At 71.3% G+C, this 24626-nt stretch carries 16 protein-coding genes and 2 pseudogenes; 7 read left to right on the forward strand and 11 right to left on the reverse strand.

The features are described 5' to 3' along the window. Window positions 1–162 (reverse strand): twin-arginine translocation signal domain-containing protein (locus tag J7E89_RS15135; protein WP_214973829.1); only part of this gene is annotated, 162 nt, incomplete at its 3' end. A 382-nt stretch (window positions 163–544) separates the two neighbouring features. Beyond that, on the reverse strand, window positions 545–1003 hold the full coding sequence (locus J7E89_RS15140; protein ID WP_214973773.1) for an NUDIX hydrolase: 459 nt from the start codon (window positions 1001–1003) through the stop codon (window positions 545–547). Between the two features lie 203 nt (window positions 1004–1206). Between J7E89_RS15140 and J7E89_RS15145 the strand changes: the two genes are divergently transcribed. The 3 genes from J7E89_RS15145 to J7E89_RS15155 all read left to right on the forward strand — a co-directional run bounded on the left by J7E89_RS15145 (window position 1207) and on the right by J7E89_RS15155 (window position 8014). Beyond that, entirely contained in the window at window positions 1207–4497 is a 3291-nt protein-coding gene (locus J7E89_RS15145) for a S8 family serine peptidase (RefSeq protein ID WP_214973775.1), read from the forward strand. Between the two features lie 143 nt (window positions 4498–4640). Further along, window positions 4641–6842, forward strand: a complete 2202-nt coding sequence (locus J7E89_RS15150) for a TerD family protein (protein WP_214973777.1) — start codon at window positions 4641–4643, stop codon at window positions 6840–6842. A 143-nt stretch (window positions 6843–6985) separates the two neighbouring features. Next, the gene (locus J7E89_RS15155) at window positions 6986–8014 is read left to right on the forward strand and encodes an aspartate-semialdehyde dehydrogenase (protein WP_214973779.1); all 1029 of its coding nucleotides are present in this window, start codon (window positions 6986–6988) and stop codon (window positions 8012–8014) included. Here J7E89_RS15155 and J7E89_RS15160 read toward each other — a convergent pair. Continuing rightward, complete coding sequence (locus tag J7E89_RS15160; RefSeq protein ID WP_214973782.1) at window positions 8004–8666, reverse strand: MFS transporter; 663 nt, start codon at window positions 8664–8666, stop codon at window positions 8004–8006. The two genes, J7E89_RS15155 and J7E89_RS15160, sit on opposite strands and share 11 nt — an antisense overlap. A gap of 264 nt (window positions 8667–8930) precedes the next feature. Here J7E89_RS15160 and J7E89_RS15165 point away from each other — a divergent pair, with 264 nt between their 5' ends. After that, the gene (locus J7E89_RS15165; RefSeq protein WP_214973784.1) at window positions 8931–10181 is read left to right on the forward strand and encodes an RNA-guided endonuclease TnpB family protein; all 1251 of its coding nucleotides are present in this window, start codon (window positions 8931–8933) and stop codon (window positions 10179–10181) included. Window positions 10182–10221: 40 nt separating this feature from the next. Here J7E89_RS15165 and J7E89_RS15170 read toward each other — a convergent pair whose 3' ends face one another. Continuing rightward, window positions 10222–10740, reverse strand: a complete 519-nt coding sequence (locus tag J7E89_RS15170) for a DUF1203 domain-containing protein (protein WP_214973786.1) — start codon at window positions 10738–10740, stop codon at window positions 10222–10224. A gap of 150 nt (window positions 10741–10890) precedes the next feature. On the opposite strand from J7E89_RS15170, the gene pepN reads away from it, so the two are divergent. Next, window positions 10891–13479 (forward strand): aminopeptidase N, encoded by a 2589-nt coding sequence (pepN, locus tag J7E89_RS15175; protein WP_214973788.1) that lies wholly within the window; start codon window positions 10891–10893, stop codon window positions 13477–13479. Between the two features lie 437 nt (window positions 13480–13916). Here pepN and alc read toward each other — a convergent pair whose 3' ends face one another. The 4 genes and pseudogenes from alc to J7E89_RS15195 all read right to left on the reverse strand — a co-directional run. Further along, window positions 13917–15062, reverse strand: coding sequence for an allantoicase (gene alc / locus J7E89_RS15180; RefSeq protein WP_214973790.1), 1146 nt, complete (start codon window positions 15060–15062; stop codon window positions 13917–13919). A 357-nt stretch (window positions 15063–15419) separates the two neighbouring features. Beyond that, window positions 15420–16328 carry a LysR family transcriptional regulator gene (locus J7E89_RS15185; protein ID WP_214973792.1) on the reverse strand — a complete coding sequence of 303 codons (909 nt, stop codon included), beginning with the start codon at window positions 16326–16328 and terminating at the stop codon, window positions 15420–15422. A gap of 141 nt (window positions 16329–16469) precedes the next feature. Then, complete coding sequence (locus J7E89_RS15190; protein WP_251060582.1) at window positions 16470–17381, reverse strand: DMT family transporter; 912 nt, start codon at window positions 17379–17381, stop codon at window positions 16470–16472. A gap of 80 nt (window positions 17382–17461) precedes the next feature. Next, a pseudogene (locus J7E89_RS15195) lies at window positions 17462–18256 on the reverse strand (EamA family transporter); the annotation flags it as partial. Here J7E89_RS15195 and J7E89_RS15200 point away from each other — a divergent pair. Beyond that, window positions 18251–18562: pseudogene (locus tag J7E89_RS15200) on the forward strand (MarR family winged helix-turn-helix transcriptional regulator); the annotation flags it as partial. The pseudogenes J7E89_RS15195 and J7E89_RS15200 overlap by 6 nt on opposite strands. Before the next feature lie 126 nt (window positions 18563–18688). On the opposite strand, the gene J7E89_RS15205 reads toward J7E89_RS15200, so the two are convergent. From J7E89_RS15205 to J7E89_RS15215, 3 genes are read right to left on the reverse strand one after another with little or no spacing between them, the layout of a single operon-like run. After that, window positions 18689–18922 (reverse strand): hypothetical protein, encoded by a 234-nt coding sequence (locus tag J7E89_RS15205; RefSeq protein ID WP_214973793.1) that lies wholly within the window; start codon window positions 18920–18922, stop codon window positions 18689–18691. A gap of 20 nt (window positions 18923–18942) precedes the next feature. After that, window positions 18943–21141: a 4-alpha-glucanotransferase gene (gene malQ / locus J7E89_RS15210; protein WP_214973795.1), complete on the reverse strand. Its 2199-nt coding sequence runs from the start codon at window positions 21139–21141 to the stop codon at window positions 18943–18945. Then, window positions 21142–21336, reverse strand: coding sequence for a hypothetical protein (locus tag J7E89_RS15215; protein WP_374196824.1), 195 nt, complete (start codon window positions 21334–21336; stop codon window positions 21142–21144). A 278-nt stretch (window positions 21337–21614) separates the two neighbouring features. Here J7E89_RS15215 and J7E89_RS15220 point away from each other — a divergent pair, with 278 nt between their 5' ends. Then, on the forward strand, window positions 21615–24605 hold the full coding sequence (locus tag J7E89_RS15220; protein WP_214973799.1) for a beta-N-acetylglucosaminidase domain-containing protein: 2991 nt from the start codon (window positions 21615–21617) through the stop codon (window positions 24603–24605). Window positions 24606–24626 lie beyond the last annotated feature (21 nt).

Raw genomic sequence — 24626 nt, forward strand, 5'->3', positions numbered from 1 at the left:
GGCCGCCGGGGCCGCCGGGGCGACGGAGGGTGGTGCGGCCTGGGCGGCGTGCTCCGGGCGGAGCGCGAGCCCGATGCCGGCGGAAATGCCGACTGCTCCGGTCGCGGCGAGGAACGAACGGCGGTCGAGGGCGGCTTCGGCTGCGGAGCGTAGGCGTGACATGGCGCGGTCTCCCCGGGGTGCGATCGCATCGGCCGGGCAGGGGGTGGACCACTGGTGGGAACCAGTGGAACCCCTTGCCCCACTGGATCGTTGACACCGGGGATGGCCTGCGCGTTAACGGCTCCGCAACGCGCAACACCGATCACCGAACAGGGATCACCGCGGGGGCGTGCGTGGGGTGCGGTGCGCGGGGCGCTGTGGGTGCGGGGCGGTGCGGGTTGCCTGCGGCGCTGTTCCCCTACCGCCCCTTCCCGCTGTGACACTTTGCGGCTCCGCCGCGTGAGGGGCGCTGCCCCAGACCCCGCTCCTCAAACGCCGGAGGGGCTGAAGCGGTGCGGCAGCGCATCCAGCCCGCCGCAGGCAACCCGGCCCGCACCCCCGTTCACCGCCCCGGCAACGCCACCCTCCCCACCGCGGGCCTCGTCCGCCACAGTTCCATTCCCGTATCGACCAGCTCGACGTGGTCGAGGCGGGGCACGGTCTCCAGGGGGTGCCAGGCTGCCAAGTCCGTCGATCCGGTGGTCTCGTGGCGGAGTTCGCCACCGGTGATGTGGCCCTCGTACACCACGCGCAGGCCCTGGAAGTCGGCGAACGTGCCGAGCCTGCGTGGGTAGCGGCGGGTGACGGAGTCCACGCCGAGCAGCCGGACCGGTTCGACGGCGTAGCCCGTCTCCTCCTCCACCTCGCGGATCACCGTGTCGTACGGATCCTCGCCGTGGTCCATGCCCCCACCCGGCAGCGTCCACCGCTTCGCGCCGTCGGGCGCAACCCAGCGGGCCAGGAGCACCCGCCCCTCCCGCACGCACACGACGTAGGCCGCCACCCTCAGCTCTCGGTTCATTGGCTGAGGTTACGGGGTGACACCGACAAGCCGTCCGGTATCTAGGGATTTGATCCCAGTGGCGCATACCGCGCGGTGGCGGATGTGTGCCACGACCGTATTCCGTTCCCGACAACTCTCCCCAAACAACCATCACTTAGGCAAGGCTGAGCGGTCATCCGGCACCGTATTCCGGACTCCTTCTTTCACATACAGGGAAGCCCATGACCCTCGAATCATCCGGCTCCATATCCAGGGCCAGACCCGCGGCCCGCATAGCGCTCGCCGCCGGTCTGGTCGCCGCGCTGTGTGCGGCCGCACCGCTGCCCGCCTCGGCAGCCGGCGCCGACGACCCGTGGGTGACGACGCCCGCCAAGTCCGCCGCCGCGAAGCTTGGTTCCGCCGACGCGCAGCTCCTCGCGGAGGCCGAGGCCGACGGCGCGAAGAGCGTCACGCTGATGGTCGCCACCGCGCCCGGCGCCACCGAGCAGGTCGCGCAGCAGCTCGACTCCGTACAGGGCGGCCTGGTCGGCCGCACGGACGACAAGCTCGGATACGTACGGGCCACCCTGCCCACCGACAAGGCGGACGCGGCCATCAAGGCCGCCACGAAGCTCTCCTCCGTCCACGGCATCGACCTCAAGCAGGAGATCCTGCTGGACGACCCGACGCCGGCGGGCGATCGGAGCAAGAGTGCGGAAACCGCCGCCACCGGCACCTACGCCGGCCCCGGGAAGCAGACGCCCGCGAATAACCCGTACAACCCGTCCTTCGAGACGGGCGCCGTCGAGTTCGTGAAGGACAACCCCAAGGCCGACGGCCGCGGGGTCACCATCGGCATACTCGACTCGGGTGTCGACGTCGGGCACCCGGCGCTCCAGAAGACCACCACCGGCGAGCGCAAGATCGTCGACTGGGTGACAGCCACCGACCCGGTCGCCGACGGTGACGGCACCTGGCTGCAGATGAAAGACGCCGTGACCGGCCCGACGTTCACCGTCGGCAGCCGTACCTACTCGGCTCCCGCCGGCTCGTACATGTTCCGGAACTTCGCCGAAGCCGCCACCAAGGGTGGCGACATGAACGGCGACCTGAACCGCGACGGTGACACCACCGACGTGTGGGGCGTGCTGTACGACGCCGCCTCCGGCACGATCCGCGTCGACCTCGACAACGACGCCGACTTCGGTGGCGAAGAGGCGATGAAGCCGTACAAGGACGGGCACCAGGTCCGGTACTTCGGCAAGGACGACCCGGCGACCGAGGTCATCGAGCAGATCCCGTTCGTCGCCGAGGTCCGCAAGGACGTCGTCTACAACGCGGCCGGCGCCAAGTCGGACTTCGTCAACATCGGCGTCATCGAGGGCTCGCACGGCACGCACGTCGCCGGCATCACCGCCGCCAACAGCCTCTTCGGCGGCCGCATGAACGGCGCCGCCCCCGGCGCCAAGCTGGTCTCCTCGCGCGCCTGCACCTGGAGCGGCGGCTGCACCAACATCGCGCTCACCGAAGGCATGATCGACCTCGTCACCAAGCGCGGTGTCGACATCGTCAACATGTCGATCGGCGGCCTGCCGACCCTGAACGACGGCAACAACGCGCGCGCCCAGCTCTACACGCGTCTCATCGACACGTACGGCGTGCAGCTGGTCGTCTCGGCCGGCAACAGCGGCCCCGGCACCAACACCATCGGTGACCCGTCCCTCGCCGACAAGGTCGTCTCGGTCGGCGCGTCCATATCCAAGGAGACCTGGGCCGCCAACTACGGCTCGGTCGTGGAGAAGCGGTACGCCATGATGCCGTTCTCCTCCCGCGGCCCGCGCGAGGACGGCGGCTTCACGCCGACCATCTCCGCGCCCGGATCGTCGATCAACACCACCCAGACCTGGTCGCCCGGCGGCCCGGTCGCCGAGGCCGGCTACAAGCTCCCGGCCGGCTACTCGATGCTGCAGGGTACGTCGATGGCCTCGCCGCAGGCCGCGGGTGCGAGCGCGCTGCTGCTCTCGGCCGCCAAGCAGGAGAAGATCAGCCTGACGCCGGTCGAGCTGCGCACCGCGCTGACCAGCACCGCCGACAAGATCAGCGGCACGCAGGCGCACGAGCAGGGCTCCGGCCTGATCAACATCGTGGACGCCTGGGACGCGATCGAGGACGGCGCGACCGCCCACGACTACGCCGTGAAGGCACCGGTCGACACCGCGCTCGACCAGAACCTCAAGACGCCGGGCTTCGGCACCGGTGTCTACGACCGTGAGGGCGGCCTGAAGGCCGGGCAGAAGAAGACGTACGACGTGACCATTACGCGTACGAGCGGCCCGGACCGCGCGATCGAGCACGAGCTGGACTGGAAGTACAACGACGGCACGTTCCGTCTCCTCGGTGACGGCGACGTCGACCTGCCGCTCAACAAGCCGGTCACCGTCAAGGTGCAGGCCAAGCCCGGCTCCGCCGGTGTGCACAGCGCCACGCTCGAAGTGGACGACGAGGACACCGAGGGCATCGACAAGCAGATCCTCGCGACCGTGGTCGTGTCCAAGGACCTGGTGAAGCCCTCGTACACGTTCTCGGACTCCGCTTCCGTGCAGCGCAACAGCAGCAAGTCGTACTTCATCAACGTCCCCGAGGGCGCGAAGTCCCTCGAGGTCGCGCTCGGCGGTCTCGCGAAGGACAGCCAGACCCGGTTCATCGCGATCCACCCGTACGGCGTCCCGGTCGACTCCACGTCGTCGATCGTCTGCTACCCGAACTACACGAACCCGGCCAACACCTGCCGCCCGGACCTGCGTTCGTACGCGAACCCGCAGGCCGGTGTCTGGGAGGTCGAGATCGAGTCGCGCCGCACGTCGCCGCTGCTCGACAACCCGTACAAGCTGGACGTGTCGGTGCTCGGCGCCGCCTTCGACCCGGCCGTGCAGACCATCCCCGAGGCCAAGACCGGTACACCGGCCCCGGTCGAGTGGAAGGTCACCAACGCCTTCGCCGCGATGGACGGCAAGCTGAAGGGCGGCTCGCTCGGCTCCTCGAAGGACGCGCGCCCGAGCATCAAGCAGGGCGAGACGCAGACCACCACGGTCACCATCGGTGAGGGCGTCGAGCGCTTCGACGTCGCCATCGGCGGAGTCTCCGACGCCACCGCCGACCTCGACCTGACGGTCAAGAAGGGCACCGCGGTGGTCGGTCAGGCCGCGGACGGCGACTCGGAGGAGGCGGTGAGCCTCATCAAGCCCGCAGCCGGTACGTACACCATCGAGGTGGACGGTTACGCGGTCGGCGCCGCCGGCACCGAGTACAACTACCGCGATGTGTACTTCGCGCCGTCGCTCGGCCAGGTCAAGGTCGACGACGCGCAGGTCGTGAAGCTGGCCAACGGCGCTTCGGCGCAGGTCAAGGCCGAGGTCCTGGTGGCCGCAGCGGCCCCCGAGGGCCGGCGCTTCTTCGGCGAGGTGCAGCTGGTGAACGCACGTGGCACGGTCGCGGGCTTTGGCAGCGCGCAGATCGAGAAGGTCACGCCGTAACACCGTTCACAGTAATGTGAGTTATGGAGGAGGGGCGGGCGCCCGCACAGGCGCCCGCCCCTCCGCATTCCGTCGGAATCCGCCCCGCAATAATTCGAACTGCACATCGACTTCACATCATCTTCACTGTCACCATGGTCCCCATGACGCACATCACCAAGGGGGCCAACACCCCTGTGCCCAGCGAACTTCTCCGCGTGGCAGTCTGCCGCCAGAACGTCGCCGGGGCCCCGGTCGTGGACGCATCGGCCCTCCTGCTGGACGCGAACGGCAAGGTACGCGGCGACGCGGACCTGGTCTTCTACAACCAGCCGCATCACCCGTCGGGCACGGCACGGCACTTGGGCACGAACGAGGCCAACGGCCAGCTCGCCGAGTGGCTGGAGATCGATCTGCCGCGCGTCGAACCCGAGGTGCAGCGGGTGCTGATAGCCGGTTCCTGCGACGGCGGGGTCTTCGGCTCCGTACCCGGGCTGTACGTCCAGGTCCTCACCGGCGCCGGAGTGCCGGTCACCCTCTACGCGGTGGACGACGCGACGACCGAGACCGCCTTCGTCATCGGCGAGTTGTACCGGCGCGACAGCGGCTGGAAGTTCCGCGCGGTCGGGCAGGGTTACGCGTCCGGGCTGGCCGGGCTCGCGACCGACTTCGGCATCGCGGTCGACGGGGGTGAGGCTGCCCAGGCCCAGGCCCAGGCCCAGGTCCAGGTCCAGGTCCAGGCCCCGGCTGACGCGGTGCCGGCGCCCATGCCCGCATTCGCACCCCCACCCGCACCGGCACCGGCTGCCGCGCAAGCACCCGTGTACGCACGCGCACCCGTCGTCCAGGACGCCGTGCCCACGCCCGCCCAATACGCCGTGCCCACGCCCGTCCAGAACGCCGTACCCGTCCAGGACCGCGTGCCCCACACCTTCGGCCCCCAGTTCCCCTCCTTCGTGCGCCGCGGCCACGGCAACGACGTCGTCACCGTCGACGCGCCCATTCCCCCCGGCCCGGTGATCATCGAGGCCTGGCACGAGGAGGACGGCTACTTCTGCGTCGAGACGCTCGACCGCCGCAACAAGGACGACGAGCTGGTGTTCAACACCACCATCACCACCTTCCGCGGCCGGGCGCTCATCCAGAACCGCCCCGACCGCCCGCTGCGGCTGAAGATCGGGGCGGACAACGACTGGACGCTGATGGTCCAGCCGCTCTCCGTCGCACGCGACATGACCGGGGGAATCAGCGGCTTCGGACCGGAAGTCCTCGTCTACACCGGCCCGGTGGCCGACCTCGACGTCGAATTCGCGGGCGACGAGGACGGAGACGGCTACTTCGGCGTAAGCAGCTGCGCGACCGCCGCCAAGTTCAACGACCGCAGCGATCTCCTCGTCAACGAGACCGGCCGGCTGCGGCAGACCGTTCCCCTCACGACCGGCCCCCTGGTGATCACCGTTGAGGCGGACGGCCCCTGGTCGCTCACCCCCCGCGCCCTCCCCATCGTCGACCCGGCCGTCGCCCGGGCCACGGGAGTCCACCAGGGCCGCGGCGCGAGCACGGTCACCCTCACCAACCCGAACCCGGGCCGTCCCGCCGTTCTCGAGTACGCGATCGCGAGCGAGGGCACGATCTCCGGCTACCAGGTCAAGATCGTCGACGAGTACGACGACGAGGAGCCCTTCCTGTCCGGCGACGAGAACGGCGCGCAGGGCCGCACCCTCCTCTTCCGCAAGGGGGAGCCCGAGATGCGGCTGCGGTTCGACTACGCCGTCGACTGGTCACTGCGCCTGCTCCCCATGGACCAGGCTCCGGCGCTCACCGGCCCGGCGCAGGGCATCGGCAGCACGGTTTTCCGCTACGACGGGCCGCCGGCGCTGCTCGGCCTGCGCCGTACGACGTCCGACTCCGACCGGCTGCGCACCGGTACCGTCCAGGCCCACGGCAGGAAGGGGATGTCCGCCGAAACCTACGGCAGGCGCCGCCCGGTCGTCGGTCCGATCTGGGTGACGGAGGCGGGCCACTGCTATGTCGTGGTCACCGCTGCCGGGGCCACCGGCTGGAAGATCGAGCCGATGGCCGCCGCGAGCGCCCCGGTTTTCGGGGCCTTCGGCATGACCGGCTCGGGGAAGGTCCCGACGAAGGTCTCGGGGAAGGGCTACACCGTCGTACGCAATACCGGTCCCGAAGCCGAGATGATGCTCACGCACGAACCCCGGGGCCTCCTGGACCTGCCCGCCGTGTGGGCTCTCGACGAGCGCCTGGAGCCGGTACGGCGGATCACCACCTCCCCCGGGCTGCACACGTTCCCCTCCGGCTTCCTGCAGATCAGGACCAGCGGTCCATGGAGCCTGGAGGTGCGGTGAGGGCGCGGTGAGAGCGCAGTGACGGCCGTCACCCGGTCCAGAGGCCGGACAATGGATTGGACAAGGCGACCCGGGACATACGCATTATGGACAGCACCAGGTCAAGCCCCCAGCAGCACGCTCGTACGTACGAAGGAGTCCTCGTGAGGGTCGGAATCGTCGGAGCCACCGGTCAGGTCGGCACAGTCATGCGCACCATTCTGGCCGAGCGGAAGTTCCCGGCCGACGAGCTTCGCCTCTTCGCCTCCGCCCGTTCCGCGGGCTCCACGATCGAGTGGCAGGGCAAGGACATCACGGTCGAGGACGCGTCGACGGCCGACTACACCGGCCTGGACATCGTCCTCTTCTCGGCCGGTGGCGCGACTTCCAAGGCGCTGGCCGAGAAGGTCGCCTCGCAGGGCGCGGTCGTGATCGACAACTCCTCCGCCTGGCGCCGCGACCCCGAGGTGCCGCTGGTCGTCTCCGAGGTCAACCCGCACGCGGTGGCGACCCGCCCCAAGGGCATCATCGCCAACCCGAACTGCACCACGATGGCCGCGATGCCGGTTCTCAAGCCGCTGCACGCCGAGGCGGGCCTGACCGCTCTCATCGCCACCACCTACCAGGCCGTGTCCGGCTCGGGTCTGGCCGGTGTCGCCGAGCTCGACGGCCAGGTCAAGAAGGTTGTCGACCACGCCGCCGAGCTCACCCACAGCGGCGACGCCGTGGACTTCCCGGAGCCCGGCGTCTACAAGCGCCCCATCGCCTTCAACGTGCTGCCGCTGGCCGGCTCGATCGTCGACGACGGTTCCTTCGAGACCGACGAGGAGCAGAAGCTCCGCAACGAGTCCCGCAAGATCCTGGAGATCCCCGAGCTCAAGGTCTCCGGCACCTGCGTGCGCGTCCCGGTGTTCTCCGGCCACTCGCTCCAGGTCAACGTCCGTTTCGAGCGTCCGCTGAGCGTGGAGCGCGCGACCGAGCTGCTCGCCGGGGCCCCGGGCGTCGCCCTGTCCGAGATCCCGACGCCGCTCCAGGCCGCCGGCAAGGACGTGTCGTACGTCGGCCGTATCCGTAGCGACGAGACCGCCGAGAACGGCCTGGCGCTGTTCCTCTCCGGCGACAACCTCCGCAAGGGCGCGGCGCTCAACGCCGTGCAGATCGCGGAGCTGGTCGCGGCCGAGCTCAAGGCCTGACCCTTTCCGTTACGTCGTCCAGGTCGTCCAGGTCGTCCAGGTCCTCTACGTCGTCGCGGGTGGTGGGGCGGGACTCTGCGGAGTCCCGCCCCACTGTCGTACGCGTACGCCCGGCCGCCACGACCGCCACCATCCCGACCAGCGCCAGCGCGCCCCCGAGCCACAGCGGGCCGGGCACGCCGTAGCGGTCCGCGGCCCGGCCGCCGAGCAGCGCGCCGAGGGCGATCGCGGCGTTGAACACCCCGGCGAAGAGCGCCGACGCCGCCTCGCGCCGCGTGGGTGCGGCCGCCATCAGCCAGTTCTGGGCGCTGACCGACACTCCGCCGTACGCCAGCCCCCACACCACGAGCAGCGCCGCCGCGGCCACGGCCGAGCCGCCGCCCACCCCTGCCGCCAGCAGGACCGTCACGCCGAGCACCGCCGAGATCACCAGCAGCGTCCGCCGGGGGTCGCGGGCGGCGGCCGCGCCGCCGAGGAAGTTTCCGGCGATCCCGGCGGTCCCGTACACCAGCAGCAACCCGCTGATCAGGCCCGCGCCGATGTCCGGTACGCGCTCCAGGGCCGGGCGCACATAGGTGTACGCCGCGAAATGCCCGGTCACCGGTACCAGCACCGCCAGCAGTGCGGCCACCGCGAGCGAGAAGACGCCCATGGCGACGAAGGCCCAGCGCTACCCGGCCAGCTCCCCCCATCAGCGTCCCGGTCGGCACCCCGGCGACGGACGCCACCGCGATGTCGCTGAGGATCATGGCGGTGGCCCGGCCCACGCCCTCCTCGCGCACCAGCCGCACGGCGAGCCCCGCCGCGACGGCCCACACCCCGCCAAGTGCGGACGAAGTTGGACGGGTTCACTCGATGGGGTGAACCGTGGGGAACGTGTGGTGGGTGGTCGTACGGGTGTGTACGTTCGGTGATCGTGAAGCTGGTGGTGCAGGTCAAGCTGCTGCCGACGCCCATGCAGGCGACGGCACTTGAAACGACCCTGCGCGCTTACAACGAGGCCGCCACGTGGGTGAGCGAGGTCGCTTTCGAGCGAGGCGAGTTCAAGAACTATGCCCTGCGCAAGCACACCTACGAGCAGGTCAAGGCGCGTTGGGGACTGGGCGCGCAGGCCGCCCAGCATGCCATCAAGAAGACCTGCGACGCCTACGCAACGCTGACGGCGAATCTGAGGGCCGGAAACTACGGCAGGCCAGGCTCGAAGCGCTACCGCCGAGCGGTCGACAAGCCGCTCGCTTTCCGGCCCTGGGGCGGGCAGCCGTACGACGACAGGATGCTGTCCTGGCAGATCGCCGAGCGCACGGTGTCGATCTGGACCACGTCCGGCAGGACGAAGCAGGTCGCCTTCACCGCCTCACCCGAGCAGCTGGCCGCCCTGGCCCTGTATCGGCGGGGCGAGTCGGATCTGCTGTACCGGGACGGCATGTGGTTCCTCATGGCCACCTGCGAGGTCCCCGAGGCCGAGCCGAACGCAGATCCGGTGGACTTCCTGGGAATCGACCTGGGGATCGTGAACATCGCCACCACCTCCGACGGCCAGATCATGGCCGGACGCGCACTCAACCGGGTACGGGTCCGTGAACGCGGCCTGCGGCAGAAGCTGCAGAAGAAGAACACACCGTCCGCCGGGCGACGCCTGAAGAAACGGCGCCGCAAAGAGGCACGGCGGGCGAAGGACATCAACCACAAGATCGCGAAGCATGTGGTGGCCGAGGCAGAACGCACCGGTCGCGGAATCGCCCTGGAGGATCTGACGGGCATCCGCGAGCGGGTACGGCTTCGCAAGCCCCAACGGGCCACCTTCCACTCCTGGGCGTTTGCCCAGCTCGCAGAGTTCATCGCGTACAAAGCCCACCGCGCCGGAGTACCGGTTGTGCACGTCGATCCGGCGTACACCTCCCGCACCTGCGCCGAATGCGGGCACATCGACAAGGCGAACCGCGTCTCACAAGCACGGTTCGTATGCCGGTCCTGCGGATTCGTTGATCACGCAGACCGCAACGGCTCCCGCAACATCCACGCCCGCGCACGGACGTTGTGGCGACGCGGGGCCCCGTCAACGGCCCCTGCCGTACCCCGACCACGGAGTACGGCTGACCGCAAACGCAGCATCACCGCCAGTGATGCTGCGTTGTGCAAGCCCGGGACTCTAGCCCCGGGTAGTTGACTAGTCCTGTGCATGCCGTTCCTCAGCGGCCGGACGTGGGTCAGGGCCTGGGCCCGGGCCTGCGTACCTCGAAGTGGAAGCAGCCGTACTCGACGGCCCTGACGTGCACGAGCGCCACCCCGGGGTCGGCGAAGGCCTCGCCGAACGCGGCGTCGAAGCCGGCCGTCGTGTCGGCCGGGATCTCCATCAACCGGCCGCCGACGATCCGCCCGTCGGCGCTGTAGCGGCGCACGGTGCGCAGGGCGCCGGCCCGGGCGAAGGGGTAGCCGTCAGCCGCCGGGTCCGGTCCCTCGCACTCCTCGGCGTGGATGAAGACGGGCCCCTGTTCGTCGTACGCCCCGGGCCGGGCCCACGTCTCGGCCGCCCACCGGCGCAGCGGCGCATAGGACACGAGCGCGATGCGCTCGCCGCGCTCGCTGAGCCGCAGGCAGCAGCGCAGCGGCGCGCCGCCCTCGTCGTCGGCGTACGGAACGCAGCCGCGACCCGAATCGTCGATGTCGCGGAGCTGCTTGAGCGCGGAGGGCTCGATGGGGCGTGCGGTGTACGTCGTGGTCGTCATACGACCAGAATCGGTGCGGCGAGTGCGCCGCACTGGCGGATTCCGGACAACGCGCTGCTGGGCCGAGTCAGCTGCGAGCATACTCAGCAGCCATTACAGGACTGGCGTGGAAGGATGGCGGAAAACGACACATACCGAGGAGATGACCGGGTGCCTGGCACGAACCTGACCCGCGAAGAGGCCCAGCAGCGGGCGAGCCTGCTCACCGTTGACGCGTACGAGATCGAGCTCGACCTGAGCGGCGCGCAGGAGGGCGGCACCTTCCGGTCCGCGACCACCGTGCGTTTCGAGTCCGCCGAGGCCGACGCGCAGACCTTCATCGACCTGGTGGCGCCCGCCGTGCACAAGGTCGTGCTGAACGGGAAGCCGCTCGACGTCGCCGCCGTCTTCCGGGACTCACGCATCACCCTCAAGCACCTCCAGGCCGGCGCGAACGAACTGAAGGTCGTCGCCGACTGCGCGTACACGAACACGGGCGAGGGCCTGCACCGCTTCGTGGACCCGGTCGACCAGCAGGCGTACCTCTACACGCAGTTCGAGGTCCCGGACGCCCGCCGCGTCTTCGCCTCGTTCGAGCAGCCGGACCTGAAGGCGACGTTCCAGTTCACGGTGAAGGCCCCGTCCGGCTGGACGGTGATTTCGAACTCCCCGACGCCCGAGGCGCCGAAGGACGACATCTGGGTCTTCGAGCCGACGCCGCGCATCTCGACGTACATCACCGCACTGATCGTCGGCCCGTACCACGCCGTCCACAGCTCGTACGAGAACGAGAACGGCCAGAGCGTGCCGCTGGGCATCTACTGCCGCCCGTCGCTCGCCGAGTTCCTGGACGCGGACGCGATCTTCGACGTTACGCGGCAGGGCTTCGACTGGTTCCAGGAGAAGTTCGACTACGCGTACCCCTTCGCGAAGTACGACCAGCTCTTCGTGCCGGAGTTCAACGCGGGCGCGATGGAGAACGCGGGCGCGGTGACCATCCGCGACCAGTACATCTTCCGCTCACGGACGACGGACGCGGCGTACGAGCGGCGCGCCGAGACCATCCTGCACGAGCTGGCGCACATGTGGTTCGGCGACCTGGTCACCATGGAGTGGTGGAACGACCTGTGGCTGAACGAGTCGTTCGCCACGTACACGTCGGTCGCCTGCCAGGCGTACGCGCCGGGCTCGAAGTGGCCGCACTCGTGGACGACGTTCGCGAACGCCGAGAAGACCTGGGCGTACCGCCAGGACCAGCTGCCCTCCACACACCCGATCATGGCCGAGATCCGCGACCTGGACGACGTGCTGGTCAACTTCGACGGCATTACGTACGCCAAGGGCGCTTCCGTGCTGAAGCAGCTCGTCGCGTACGTCGGCCAGGACGAGTTCTTCCGGGGCGTACAGGCGTACTTCAAGGCGCACGCCTTCGGCAACACGCGCCTGCCCGACCTGCTCGGGGCACTGGAGAAGACGTCCGGCCGCGACCTCAAGACCTGGTCGAAGGCGTGGCTGGAGACGGCCGGTATCAACATCCTGCGCCCGGAGATCGAGACGGACGCGGCCGGCAACGTCACGTCGTTCGCGGTACGGCAGGAGGCGCCCGCACTCCCCGCCGGCGCGAAGGGGAACTCCACACTTCGCCCGCACCGGATCGCGGTCGGCTGCTACGACCTGGACGGCGACGCCGGCAAGCTGGTCCGTACGAGCCGGATCGAGCTGGACATCGACGCGGCCGAGCTCACGGAAGTCCCCTTCCCCGCGAACACCCCCCGCCCTGCGGTGATCCTGCTCAACGACGACGACCTGTCGTACGCGAAGGTGCGCCTCGACGCGGAGTCGCTGGCCACCGTCACGGCGCACATCGGTGACTTCACCGAGTCGCTGCCGCGCGCGCTGTGCTGGTCGGCCGCGTGGGACATGACGCGCGACGGCGAACTTGCCACCCGCGACTACCTCGCGCTGGTCCTGTCGGGCATCGGCAAGGAGTCGGACATCGGCGTAGTCCAGTCCCTCCACCGCCAGGCGAAGCTCGCGCTGGACCTGTACGCGGCGCCGGACTGGCGCGAGACGGGCCTGGCGCGCTGGACGGAGGCGACGCTGGAACACCTGCGCGCCGCCGAGCCGGGCAGCGACCACCAGGTGGCGTGGGCGCGCGCGTTCGCGGCGACCGCCCGTACGGCGGACCAACTGGACCTGCTCCAGGGCCTGCTGGACGGCACGGAGACGGTGGACGGGCTGGCCGTGGACACCGAGATGCGCTGGGCGTTCGTCGGACGGCTCGCGGCGACCGGCCGCGCGGACGAGAAGACGATCGCGGCGGAGCTGGAGCGCGACAAGACGTCGGCGGGCGAGCTGCACGCGGCGTCGGCGCGGGCGGCGCGGCCGACGGACGAGGCGAAGGCGGAGGCGTGGGCGTCGGTGATCGAGTCCGACACGCTCCCGAACTCCACGCAGGAGGCGGTGATCAGCGGCTTCGTCCAGACGGACGCCGCCCAGCGTGAGCTGCTGGCGCCGTACTCGGAGAAGTACTTCGCGGCGGTCAAGTCGATCTGGGAGTCGCGCAGCCACGAGATGGCGCAGCAGATCGCGGTCGGCCTGTACCCGGCGGTCCAGGTGTCACAGGCGACGCTGGACGCGACGGACGAGTGGCTGGCAACGGCAGACCCGACGGCGGCGCTGCGCCGCTTGGTGCTGGAGTCGCGGGCGGGCATCGAGCGCGCGCTGAGGGCCCAGGCGGCGGACGCGGCGGCGGGGTAGGGGCGCGGCGGGGGCCCTGGTCCGGTCTCGGCGTCGGGGGCGGCCACCGGTCCGGGCGCCGGGCGAGCCACCGGGCCGGGCCTCGAACCTCGCCCGGAATCCGGACGAGCTGCCATCGCTCGTCCGCACCTCGCTCGTCCCTCCCCCGGCGAACTCCAGCCCGTCCGGCGTTTGAGGACACGCCCGGAGGGCGTCCGGGGTCCGGGGCCTGCCGGTTTCGGGAAGGGGCGGGTAGGAGAAAGCCCGCCGCAGGCGCCCCGCGCCGACGCGCACGAGAGGGCGCCCCTGCATACGCGCAGGGGCGCCCTCTCATCCACCGGTTGAAACCGCCCGACGGCCGGGCGCTGTGTCGCTGCCGTCCGCCGGGCGGGGGTCTGCTGGCCGGGTCCTACCGGCCGGGACAACTGGACCGGGTGGGACAACCGGACCGGCCGTGACTACTGGCCGGCCGCGGCCTCGTACCGCGCCCGGAGTTCGGCCGCCCCCTGCTCAGTGAGCGCCCCATGCAGCCGCATCCGGGCGACGCCGCCGTCAGGAAAGGCGTCGAGGCGTACGTGAGTGGCGACAGCCTGCGCGGGAAGCTTGAACCGGTGCAGCGTGTCCGGCTGAAGCTTGGTCCGTGGAATGATCTCGAACCACTCACCGGTCTCGCCGTTGCGCCCGCTGAGCGCGATCCAGCCGGCCGAGTTGCCCTTGAGGTACGCCGTGTCGATCTCGACGGCGCGGATGGCGCCCTGCGCGACGAGGCGGAACCGCACCCAGTCGTTGGTGTCCCGAACACGGCGGCGCCGGTTCTCCCACCCGTCGTCCATCTTGCGCGAAGTCCCCGGCAGGATGATCTGCGTAGGCGAGGAGTAGAACTTGTCGGACGCGTCTTCGTACACACCCCCGTTGAGTACGGAGACGAGGTCGACAGTCCCGAGAAGGTCCAGCCACTCGGGGTCGGGCACGACTTCGCCGTGCACGCGAAGGCGGGCGACGCCGCCGTCGGGGTGCTGGCAGAGCCGGATGTGCGTGTAGCGGCGCTCGCTGGTGATCTCGAACCCGTTGGCGGCGTGGCCGCGCACGGGCGTCACCGGAACGATCTCCTCCCACTTCACATCGGCGGCGAGCAGCTGTTCGGGGCTCGGCGATCCCTCCACCGCGGCGGCCTGGATGCTCACGCGCTGCGGGTAGTTGCCGCGGAAGTGGGCGGTGTCGACGATGATGCCGCGGATGACGCCGGGGGCGCCGAGGCGGACGATGGCCCAGTCGTGGTCGTCGGGCGCCGGGAAGGGGTGCGCCCCGTCGACGCCGCGTCGGCGGCGGGTCTCCCAGCCGTCCATGATCTTGCCCTTGTGCCCGAAGTGCTCCGGGTCGAAGACGGCGCGCTCTCGGACGAGGAGGTTCTCGCGCTCGGCAAAGAACTCGTCGTTGGCGGCGATGACCCCGGCCCCGAGACGCCGGTCGGCCAGATCGACCAGCTCGGTGAAGGGAAAGTCCCCACCCCGGTAGTCGGCGTACGGGTCGCCTCCCCCATACGGGGCGGCGTCGTTGGCGTGCGGGTCTTGGAGGGGAGCGTCGGTCACCGCGGTCGTCGTCATGCATCGACTCTCACATCGAGGCACCAGTCAGGTCTATCGAAAGTTTCTCAACAAGCTTTGAAGCAAAGCCGAATTGTCGGGGGCGGGTGGTGGTGAGGGCCGGGAGTGATGGCCCGCCGGGGGCCTGGGCGGAGGGAGCGTTGAGGGGCCCGGGGCGTTGCTCGCATCTGCGATAGAGCCGTCCCCGTACAAGCGATAGCGGTGGGCCGGGGCGGCGGGTCAAGGGGAGCCCGAAGGGATCTCGCGCAGCGACGCGACCGAAGGGAGCGCCCTTGACGCGCCGGTCCGGCCCACCGACCCTGGAGCCTCGGGAACGACCCGAAACCCCCAGAAGCAAGCCTTGGTTACCAACCCCCGTTACGGCAGCCGTGCCGCTGCCACCTCGCGCAGGGCCGACAGCACGCGGGCCACCGCCGGGCCCGCTTCCGCGCCTCGGCGTACCGCCGCCACCACGTGGCGCTGGGGCTGGTCCGCGCTCAGGACCCGCATCACCACCCCCGTACGCCGCTCCGCCGCCGCCATCCGCGGGACCAGCGCCACGCCCATCCCTGCCTCGACCATGGCCAGGATCGCCGTCCAGCCGGCGGCGCTGTGCGCCTGCTCCGGTACGAAGCCCGCCGCCTCGCACGCGTGGCGCGTGATCTCCGACCACGGCCCGCTCCCGCCGAAGATCCACGGCTCGCCCGAGAGGTCCGCCAGCCTCAGCCCCGGCGCCGCCGCCAGTGGATGCCCCGCCGGGAGCGCCACGTCCAGCGGGTCCGCCAGCAGCGGTACGCGGGCCAGCTTGGGGTCTCGGGCAGTCGGCGCGTGCGCCGCCAGCGACAGCGCCAGGTCCACCGCCCCGCTCGCCAGCAGTTCGTACGCCTCCGCCGCCTCCGCCTCCCGTACTCGTACCTCCAGCGCGGGATGTGTCGTACGCAGCCGCTGCACCGCCGGCACCACCAGCGCCGGCACAGCGGTTGAGAACGCCCCGACCCTCACCTCCCCCGCCTCCCCGCGCACGTAGCCGGTCAACTCCGCGTCCGCCTGCTCCAGTTGCGCGAAGACCGCTTCCGCGTGCCGCAGCACCAAGTGGGCCGCATCCGTGAGACGTACCCGCCGCCCGTGCGCCTCCAGCAGGGGTACGCCGAGCTGCTTGCCGAGGTTCGACAGTTGCTGCGAAACGGCCGACGGCGTCATCAGCAACGCCTCGGCCGTCGCGGTCACTGTCCCCCGGTCCCGCAAGGTCCGCAGGATCCGCAGCTTCTTGATGTCCCACTCGATCATGGGACGGAATCTATCCCGGTCCGTGGCCGCCACCCGGCCCGTCACCCCACGCTTCACCCGGTCCGTTACCCCACCCATCACCCGGCCGGCCACCCCGTCCCGCCGCTCACCCTGCCCCGCCGCCGGGCACCGCCCCGCCGCTCACCGCGTCCCGCCACGGCCCGCACCCAGCATCACTCCGCCCAGGATCAGCGCCATGCACACGATCTGCATCGGGCCCGTCGCCTCGCCCAGCAGGGCGAAGGAGAGCAGGGCCACGCACACCGGCTGGAGGTAGTAGATGACGCCCGCCCTCGCCGCGCCGATCAGCGCGATCGCCTTGTTCCAGGCGAAGAAGGCCACCGCCGAGGAGAAGACGCCCACGTAGACAAGAGGGCCGACGGTTCCCGCCGTCGGCTCGAAGCCGCCCTGGAGGGTCAGGCTCACGACGTACGCCGGCAACAGCATCAGCGCGCCGAGCACGAACGTACTGAAGAGAAAAGCCAGTCCGCCGATCTCGATCGGCTTGCGGCGCAGGAGCGCGCTGTACGAACCGAAGCAGACCGCCGCCGCCAGCATCCACAGGTCGCCGGCGGCGAAGTTCATGGCCGTCGACCCCTTGCTGACGAGCAGCAGCACCCCGGCACAGGCCACCAGCATGCCGACGGTGCGGCGGGCACCGAGGCGGGCGCCGCCCAGGCGTTCGTAGAGGGCCATCAGGACTGGCGAGGCGGCCATGATCATGCCCATGTTGCCTGCGGAGGTGGAAAGCCCGGCCTGGTTGACGAGGGTGTTGTAGACGGTTACGCCGAGGAGGGCGGCCAGGGTCACGAACCCCAAGTGGCGTCGCAGCAGCGCACGTTGGCGCCAGGCCTCGCGGGCCGCGAAGGGGGCCACGGCGACGATCGCCACAACCCAGCGCCAGAACGCGGCCTGCACGGGCGGGACGGAGTCGTGAAGGGCGCGGGAGGCGACGAAGCTGCCGGACCACACGAACGTCGCGACGGCCGCAAGGACGAGACCGACGGCTGCCGCCTTCTCCGTTCGCCCCGGCCGCCCCCTCTCCCCCGCCAACGGCTCGCTGCTGATACGGACGCGGTCCAGGACTGCCACTGATCCCCCTCGATCTTGGTTCGTGGTCGTGGTTTCGGGTTCTACCGTCGCACCGCACCATCCGTCAGGTCCATCGAATGTTTCCGAGCATTCCGTTCAGGAGAACTAAAAGATCGCGAGGATCGCAAAGCTCGCGGCCGCGAAACCTTCATCTGACCCAGCAGCGTCGCCCCGAACGCGATCGCCATCCCCACCAACTGCACCGGCGACAGCGCCTCCCCCAGCGCCGCCCAGCCGATGACCGCCGCGGTCAGCGGCGACAGGGGGCCGAGGAAGGTCACCGAGGTCGCGGTGAGCCGACCGATGCCGCGGAACCACAGCCAGTACGCGACCGCCGTGTTGACCAGCGCCAGGTAGAGGTATCCGGCCACAGCCCGCCCGTCCAGCGCCGGCGGCGCACCCTCCCCCAGGAACGCGACGGGCGCGATCAGCAGCCCGCCCGCGGTCAGCTGCCAGCCGGTCATCACCAGCGGGCCCACACCCTCGGGCCGCCCCCAGCGCTTGGTCAGTACGGTGCCCGCCGCCATCGAGGCGGAGGAGGCGAGCGCCGCCAGCACGCCGATCGTGTCCAGCGCGGCGGTGGCGCGCAGCACCACCAGGCTCACGCCCAGCGCCGCCGCGATCCCGGTCAGCAGGGTGCGTACGGTGGGCTTCTCGCTCAGCAGCAAGGCCGCCAGCCCGGCCACCCACAGCGGCCCGAGCGAGCCGAAAACCGCCGCCATGCCGCCCGGCAGCCGGTACGCGGAGAGGAAGAGCAGCGGGAAGAACGCCCCGATGTTCAGCGCCCCGAGCACGGCCGCCCTGCCCCACCAGACGCCGCGCGGCAGCCGCTGCGCCGCTCCGGTGAGCCGTACACGCTCTCGCCGCGCCAGCTCTCCGCGACGCTGATGCTCACAACCGGCGGGATGACAGGCCGGCTCGACAAGCTGGAGCGGGCCGGGCTGCTGAGCCGGAGCCCCGATCCGCACGACCGGCGCGGACTGCGGGTGACACTCTCAGAGCGCGGCCTCGCCATCGTCGACGAGGCCGTGGTGGCCGGCCTCGAGCTTCAGCACGAGGCGCTCGAAGGGCTCGGCGAGGAGCAGGTCGAGCAGCTCCAGGAGCTGCTGCGGCAGCTCCTGGCCGGTTCGACCCGGCCGTAGGGACCGCGACCGCCCGTAGCCGTATAAAAAAACGTGAGGGCGCCTCCGTCCGTACACGAGCGATCACGCGCGTACGGACGGAGGCGCCCTCAGAAACGTTCAGAGAGGTCGCTCAGAACGGTGTTGTCAGCGGGTCTGCTTCTTGGACTTGTCCAGCACCATCACGAGACCCGCGATCACCGCGAACAGCGCGATCGGAGCCACGACATACAGGCCGAGCGTCTCGGCCACACTCAGGCCGGGACCCGGGTCGTCGCCGTCGTCGGGCGTGAGCGCGAGGGCGGGGGACGACATGAGCAGCATCATCAGCGTCGTACCGGCCGCGACGGCGCCGGCGCGCAGGGCGTTCTTCTTGTCCACGGTGCAAACGTAGCGAACGCCTAACAGGACCGCGCGCCCGGGGGTGCCGTACGCGTCCGGAAGGCGGCGATCAGGTCGTGCAGGCGCGGCGACGCGGCCAGTTCCTCCAGGGTTACGGGCCGCCCCTCGGCGTCGGCCACCGGGAGGCGCCAGTTGGGGTACTGGTCCCAGGTGCCCGGCAGATTCTGCGGCCGCCGGTCGCCCACCGCGTCCGGCAGCCAGATGCCGATCATGCGGGCCGGGGTGCGCAGCAGGAAGCGGTACACTGCACGGATCTCGCCCTCCTCGTCGCCCGCGCCCTCCGGCAGCAGACCCAGCCTGGCCAGGTACGACAGCCAGGCCGCCACCTCCACGGCCGCCTCGGCCCGCTCCTCCTCCAGCGGGCGCGTGAGCAGCCCGAGCCGGTGGCGCAGCGCCACATCCTCGCCCGTCAGCCGGGCGGCAGTGGACGGCAGGTCATGCGTAGTAGCCGTGGCGAGGCAGTGCTCGCGCCAACCCTCCGGTGGCAGCGGCTCGCCCGTACCGGTCCAGTCGCGCTCGAACCACATCACCGATGTACCCGACACACCGCGCTCGGCAAGCACATCCCGCACACCCGGCTCGACCGTCCCCAGGTCCTCCCCTATGACGCTCGCGCCCGCCAGGTGTGCCTCCAGAGCGAGTACGGCGAGCATCGCCTCCGCGTCGTAGCGGACATACGTCCCCTGCGTCGGCTCACGGCCCTCCGGAACCCACCACAGCCGGAACAGCCCCATCACGTGGTCGATCCGAAGCGCGCCCGCGTTGCGCAGCAGCCCGCGCAGCAGGCCGCGGAAGGGAGCGTACGCAGCGGCAGCCAGAACATCCGGACGCCACGGGGGCAGGCCCCAGTCCTGGCCGAGCGAGTTGAAGGCGTCCGGCGGGGCGCCGACCGACATACCGCGCGCGTACGCCGACTGCTGCGCCCAGGCGTCGGCGCCGCCGGGGTGCACGCCGACGGCGAGGTCGTGGACGATGCCGACGGGCATGCCCGCTTCGCGCGCGGTGTGCTGGGCGGCGGCCAGCTGGGAGTCGGTGAGCCAGGCCAGCCAGCAGTGCAGGTCGACGCGGTCGCAGAGGTCGTTACGGGCTCGCTCGACGGCGGCGGAGTGCGGGTCGTCGCGCAGCTCGGCCGGCCAGGCGTGCCAGTCGGGCCCATACACCTCGGCGAGCGCGCACCAGGTGGCGTGGTCCTCCAGGGCCGTGCCCTGCTCAGCCAGGAAGTCGCAGTAGGCGGCGCGGCGGCCGGGGCCGAGCGGGATCGGCCGTACAAGCTCCAGGGCTTCCTTCTTCAGCTGCCACACCGCGTCGCGGTCGATCAGCTCGCCCTTGTTGAGTACGCCGTCGCGCAGGGTCGCGGCCCGCTCCAGCAGCTCGTCGATGCGCGCGCGGTCCGCCGCCGGGACATGGGCGTACTCCGGAACGTCCTCGACCCTCAGGTGTACGGGGTCGGGGAAGCGGCGCGAGGACGGGCGGTACGGCGACGGGTCGGTGGGCGTACCGGGGACAGCCGCGTGCAGCGGGTTGATCTGCACGAAGCCGACGCCCAGCGAGCGCCCGGACCAGGCGGCGAGCTCGGCGAGGTCACCGAGGTCGCCCATGCCCCAGGAACGCCGGGAGAGGAGGGAGTAGAGCTGGACCATGAACCCGTACGTGCGGCCGGGGGGCTGCGGGACGCGGGCGGGCGCGACGACGAGCGTGGCGGCGTCCGCTGCCCCTTCCGGCGTACGTACTCCCAGCCGGTGCACCCCGAGCGGCAGCTGCCCCCAGCCCTCGCTCACGGCGGGCGGCGAAGCCACCCCGTCCTCAGTCTGCGGTCCGGGCGCCTCCTCTCGGGGCGCGTCGTCGGGCGCTGAGACGGGGGACGACACGCCAGGCGACAGGGTCTCCCACTCCACCGCCGGCCCCTGCTCCGTCTCCACCCGCAGCCGCGTCCCCGCGGGCAGGCCGGCGAGGGCAGGCGGCGGCCGGGGTCCGTCCGGGCCGGTCCAGGACACCACCGTGGCGGGCAGCAGACGGCGGGCGGCGGCGGCCTCGTGGGCTTCGAGGGCCGTACGCACCGCCTCGGGCGTACGCGCGTCGACGCCCAGGGCCGCCAGCACGGCCACCACCGTGTCGTCGGGGACCTGGAGCGTGCGGTGCGCCGATGGCTGGTACGACGTGGCGACGCCGTGCAGGGCCGCGAGCCGGGCAAGGCCCATCTATACCCCCGTGGGCTCCACGCCCGATGCCGTGCCGTGGGCGGTCGGTTCGCTGGTCAGGGGGGCGGCATCGGCCATCGGGGGCTCGCTGGTGAGCGGCGCGGCGTCGGCCATCGGGGGTTCGCTGGTCAGGGGCGGCTCGGTGGTGAGCAGCGGCTCGGCGAATCCGGCGTCGAGGGGGAACGCCGGATCCAGGGGGAACACGGGGGCGAGATCGGCGCGGGGAGCGGGCACCGGTTTGGACAGGGCGGAGAGGAGAAGCTGTGCAGCGGCCACAGGGGCCTCCCTACGGTGGGCTACATGGACACAGCAGCCCTACCCAATGGACACGGCCGCAGACGCATTCGTTCCATCAACGTGTCCCGCGTCACACCAGGTTCCCCCCATGAAACCCGTATGGAAATTGACACCCGGGCGGGCGGGTGGTGGGCTCGGGGCCCACAGCAGAGACTGACGCGACTGAGGAGACGGCCGTGCAGTTCGGGCGCAGGAGAGGCGCGAGAGGTGCGACCGCCGTCGCGGTGGCCGTGATCGGTGGGCTGCTCGGTGGTGCGCACGGGGCGTTCGCCGCCCCCTCCGACCCGGACACCCCCACCGCCGCGCAGCCTGACCGCGAGAGCGACGCCGCCCTGCCTGCCGTGTGGCCACGCCCGCAGTCCATACGGGCGGCCGGGCAGCCGGTGCGGGTGAGCGAGGAAGCGGTGCTCGTCGCGGAGGCGGGCACCGATCAGTACGCCGTGAAGGCCCTCCAAGGGGTACTGCGCGACGCGGGCGTGAAGACTCTGTACACCGTGCGGCCCGATGAGCCGCTGCCCGAGCGTGGCTTGGTCGTACGGGCAGGAGGCACCGGCGCGAACGACGCGCTGCGCGCCCTGCGCGCACCCGAAAACGCCGATCTGCCCTCCGGGGGCTACCGGATAGCCGTCGGCAGCGTCGGCGGACGGGACACGGTCGCGCTCGACGGCGTCGGCGACGACGGCCTCTTCCACGCCGCGCAGACCCTGCGCCAGCTGGTTACGCGCGCGGCCTCCGGGGACCAGGGGAAGCAGATCGCGGGAGTCATGGTCCGCGACTGGCCGGGGACGGCCGTACGCGGCATGACCGAGGGCTTCTACGGACAGCCGTGGACGCGCGAACAGCGCCTCGCCCAGGTCGACTTCATGGCCCGTACCAAGCAGAACCGGTACCTCTACGCGCCGGGCGACGACCCCTACCGCCAGGCCGCCCGCTGGCGCGACCCGTACCCGGCCGACCAGCGCGCCGACTTCCGGGCGCTCGCCGAGCGGGCCCGCAGCAGCCATGTGACGCTCGGCTGGGCCGTGGCACCCGGGCAGGGCTTGTGCATGTCCTCCGACGACGACATCAGGGCGCTGAACCGCAAGTTCGACGCGATGTGGGCGCTCGGTGTGCGCTCCTTCCAGCTCCAGTTCCAGGACGTCAGCTACAGCGAGTGGCACTGCGACGCGGACGCGGACACCTTCGGGTCGGGGCCACATGCGGCGGCGAAGGCGCATGCGCGGGTGACCAACGCGGTGGCGAGGCACCTGGCGGAGCGGCACCCGGGGTCCGAGGCGCTGTCCGTGATGCCGACGGAGTTCTACCAGGAGGGCGACACCGACTACCGGCAGGCGCTCGCCGCCGAGCTGGACGGCGGGGTGCACGTCGCGTGGACGGGTGTCGGGGTCGTGCCCAAGACGATCACCGGCCGTGAACTCGCCGGTGCGCGTGAGGCGTTCCGGCATCCGCTGGTGACGATGGACAACTATCCGGTCAACGATTACGCGCAGGACCGTATCTTCCTCGGCCCCTACACGGGCCGGGAGCCCGCCGTCGCGACCGGCTCCGTCGCCCTCCTCGCCAACGCCATGGAGCAGGCGTCCGCCTCCCGCATCCCGCTCTTCACGGCCGCCGACTACGCGTGGAACCCGCGCGGTTACCAGCCGCAGGAGTCGTGGCAGGCCGCGATGGACGACCTGGCGGGCGGCGACGCGACGGCCCGCGAGGCGATGCGGGCACTGGCGGGCAATGACGCGTCGTCCGTGCTGGGCGGCGAGGAATCGGCGTATCTGCGGCCGCTCATCGACGGCTTCTGGCGCGCGCGTACCTCTCCCGACCAGCGCGTCCGGGACGCGGCGGCGAAGAAGCTGCGCGACGCCTTCACGGTGATGCGCGAGGCGCCGCTGCGGCTCCAGGACTCGGCGGGCGGCGCTTTCGACGACGAAGTTCGCCCGTGGACCGAGCAGCTGGCGCGGTACGGCAGGGCGGGCGAGCTGTCCGTCGACCTGCTCCAGGCGCAGGCGCGCGGCGACGGGCCGGCCGCGTGGCGCGCCTCGCTCGACCTGGAGGCGCTGCGCGGCTCCCTGAAGGCGAGCCGGGTCACCGTCGGCAAGGGTGTGCTCGACCCGTTCCTGGCGAAGGCCGTCAAGGCGGCGGACGCCTGGACCGGCGCGGACCGCAGGGCCGGCAGCGTCGCCGAGGGCGCCGGTTCGTACACCGTACGGCTCGACCGGGCGCGTCCCGTCGAGGCGCTGACCGCCATGACCGAGCCGGGTACGGGCGAGGGCGCGGCCGTCGAGGCGCTTGTCCAGGGCCAGGGCTGGCGGCGTGTCGGCACGCTCTCCGGCAGCGGCTGGACGCAGACGGACGCCGAGGGGGCGCGGGTGGACGCCGTGCGCCTGAGGTGGGACGCGGCGGGTGACGGCGGAGCTCCTGTGGTGCACCGCGTGGTGCCCTGGTTCGCGGACGAGCCGCGGGCCGGGCTGCGGCTGGAGCGCAGCGAGACGGACGCGGAGATCGGCGGGGACAGGCCGGAGCGCGTCACGGTACGGCTGACCGGGCAGCGCCCCGGGGAGGTGCGGGGGCGGCTGACGGCCGAGGCGCCGAAGGGCATCGAGGTGCGGGCCCCTCGGGCGACGACGGTGCCGCGCGGGGCGTCCACCGCCGTGCCGCTCGATGTCCGGGTCGACAAGGCGGTGCGGGCCGGCGAGTACAAGGTGCCGGTGTCCTTCGACGGGCAGGACAGTGTCCTGACGGTGCGGGCGTTCCCACGTACGGGCGGGCCCGATCTCGTACGGGGCGAGGGCGTGAGGGTGTCGTCGTCCGGCGACGAGACCGCCGACTTCCCGGCGCCGAACGCCGCCGACGGCGACCCGGCGACCCGGTGGACCTCGCCGATCGGCCCCTCCGCGTGGTGGCAGACGGAGCTGGCGGAGCCGGTGCGGCTCGGGCAGGTCGTGCTGCACTGGCAGGAGGCTTACGCGAAGAAGTACCGCATCCAGGTGTCGCAGGACGGCCGCACGTGGCGCACGGCGGCGACGGTCCGGGACGGGCAGGGTGGGCGCGAGGCGGTGCGGATGGACGCGGAGGGCGTGCGGTTCGTGCGGGTGCAGTGCGATGAGCGGGCGCTGCCGTTCGGCTACTCGCTGTTCGGGGTCGAGGCGTACGCGGTGGCCGACGCGGAGTAGCCCCCGGCGGGCGCGGGGGCC

It is taken from the genome of Streptomyces sp. ISL-100 (assembly GCF_018614615.1).
Lineage (GTDB): Bacteria > Actinomycetota > Actinomycetes > Streptomycetales > Streptomycetaceae > Streptomyces.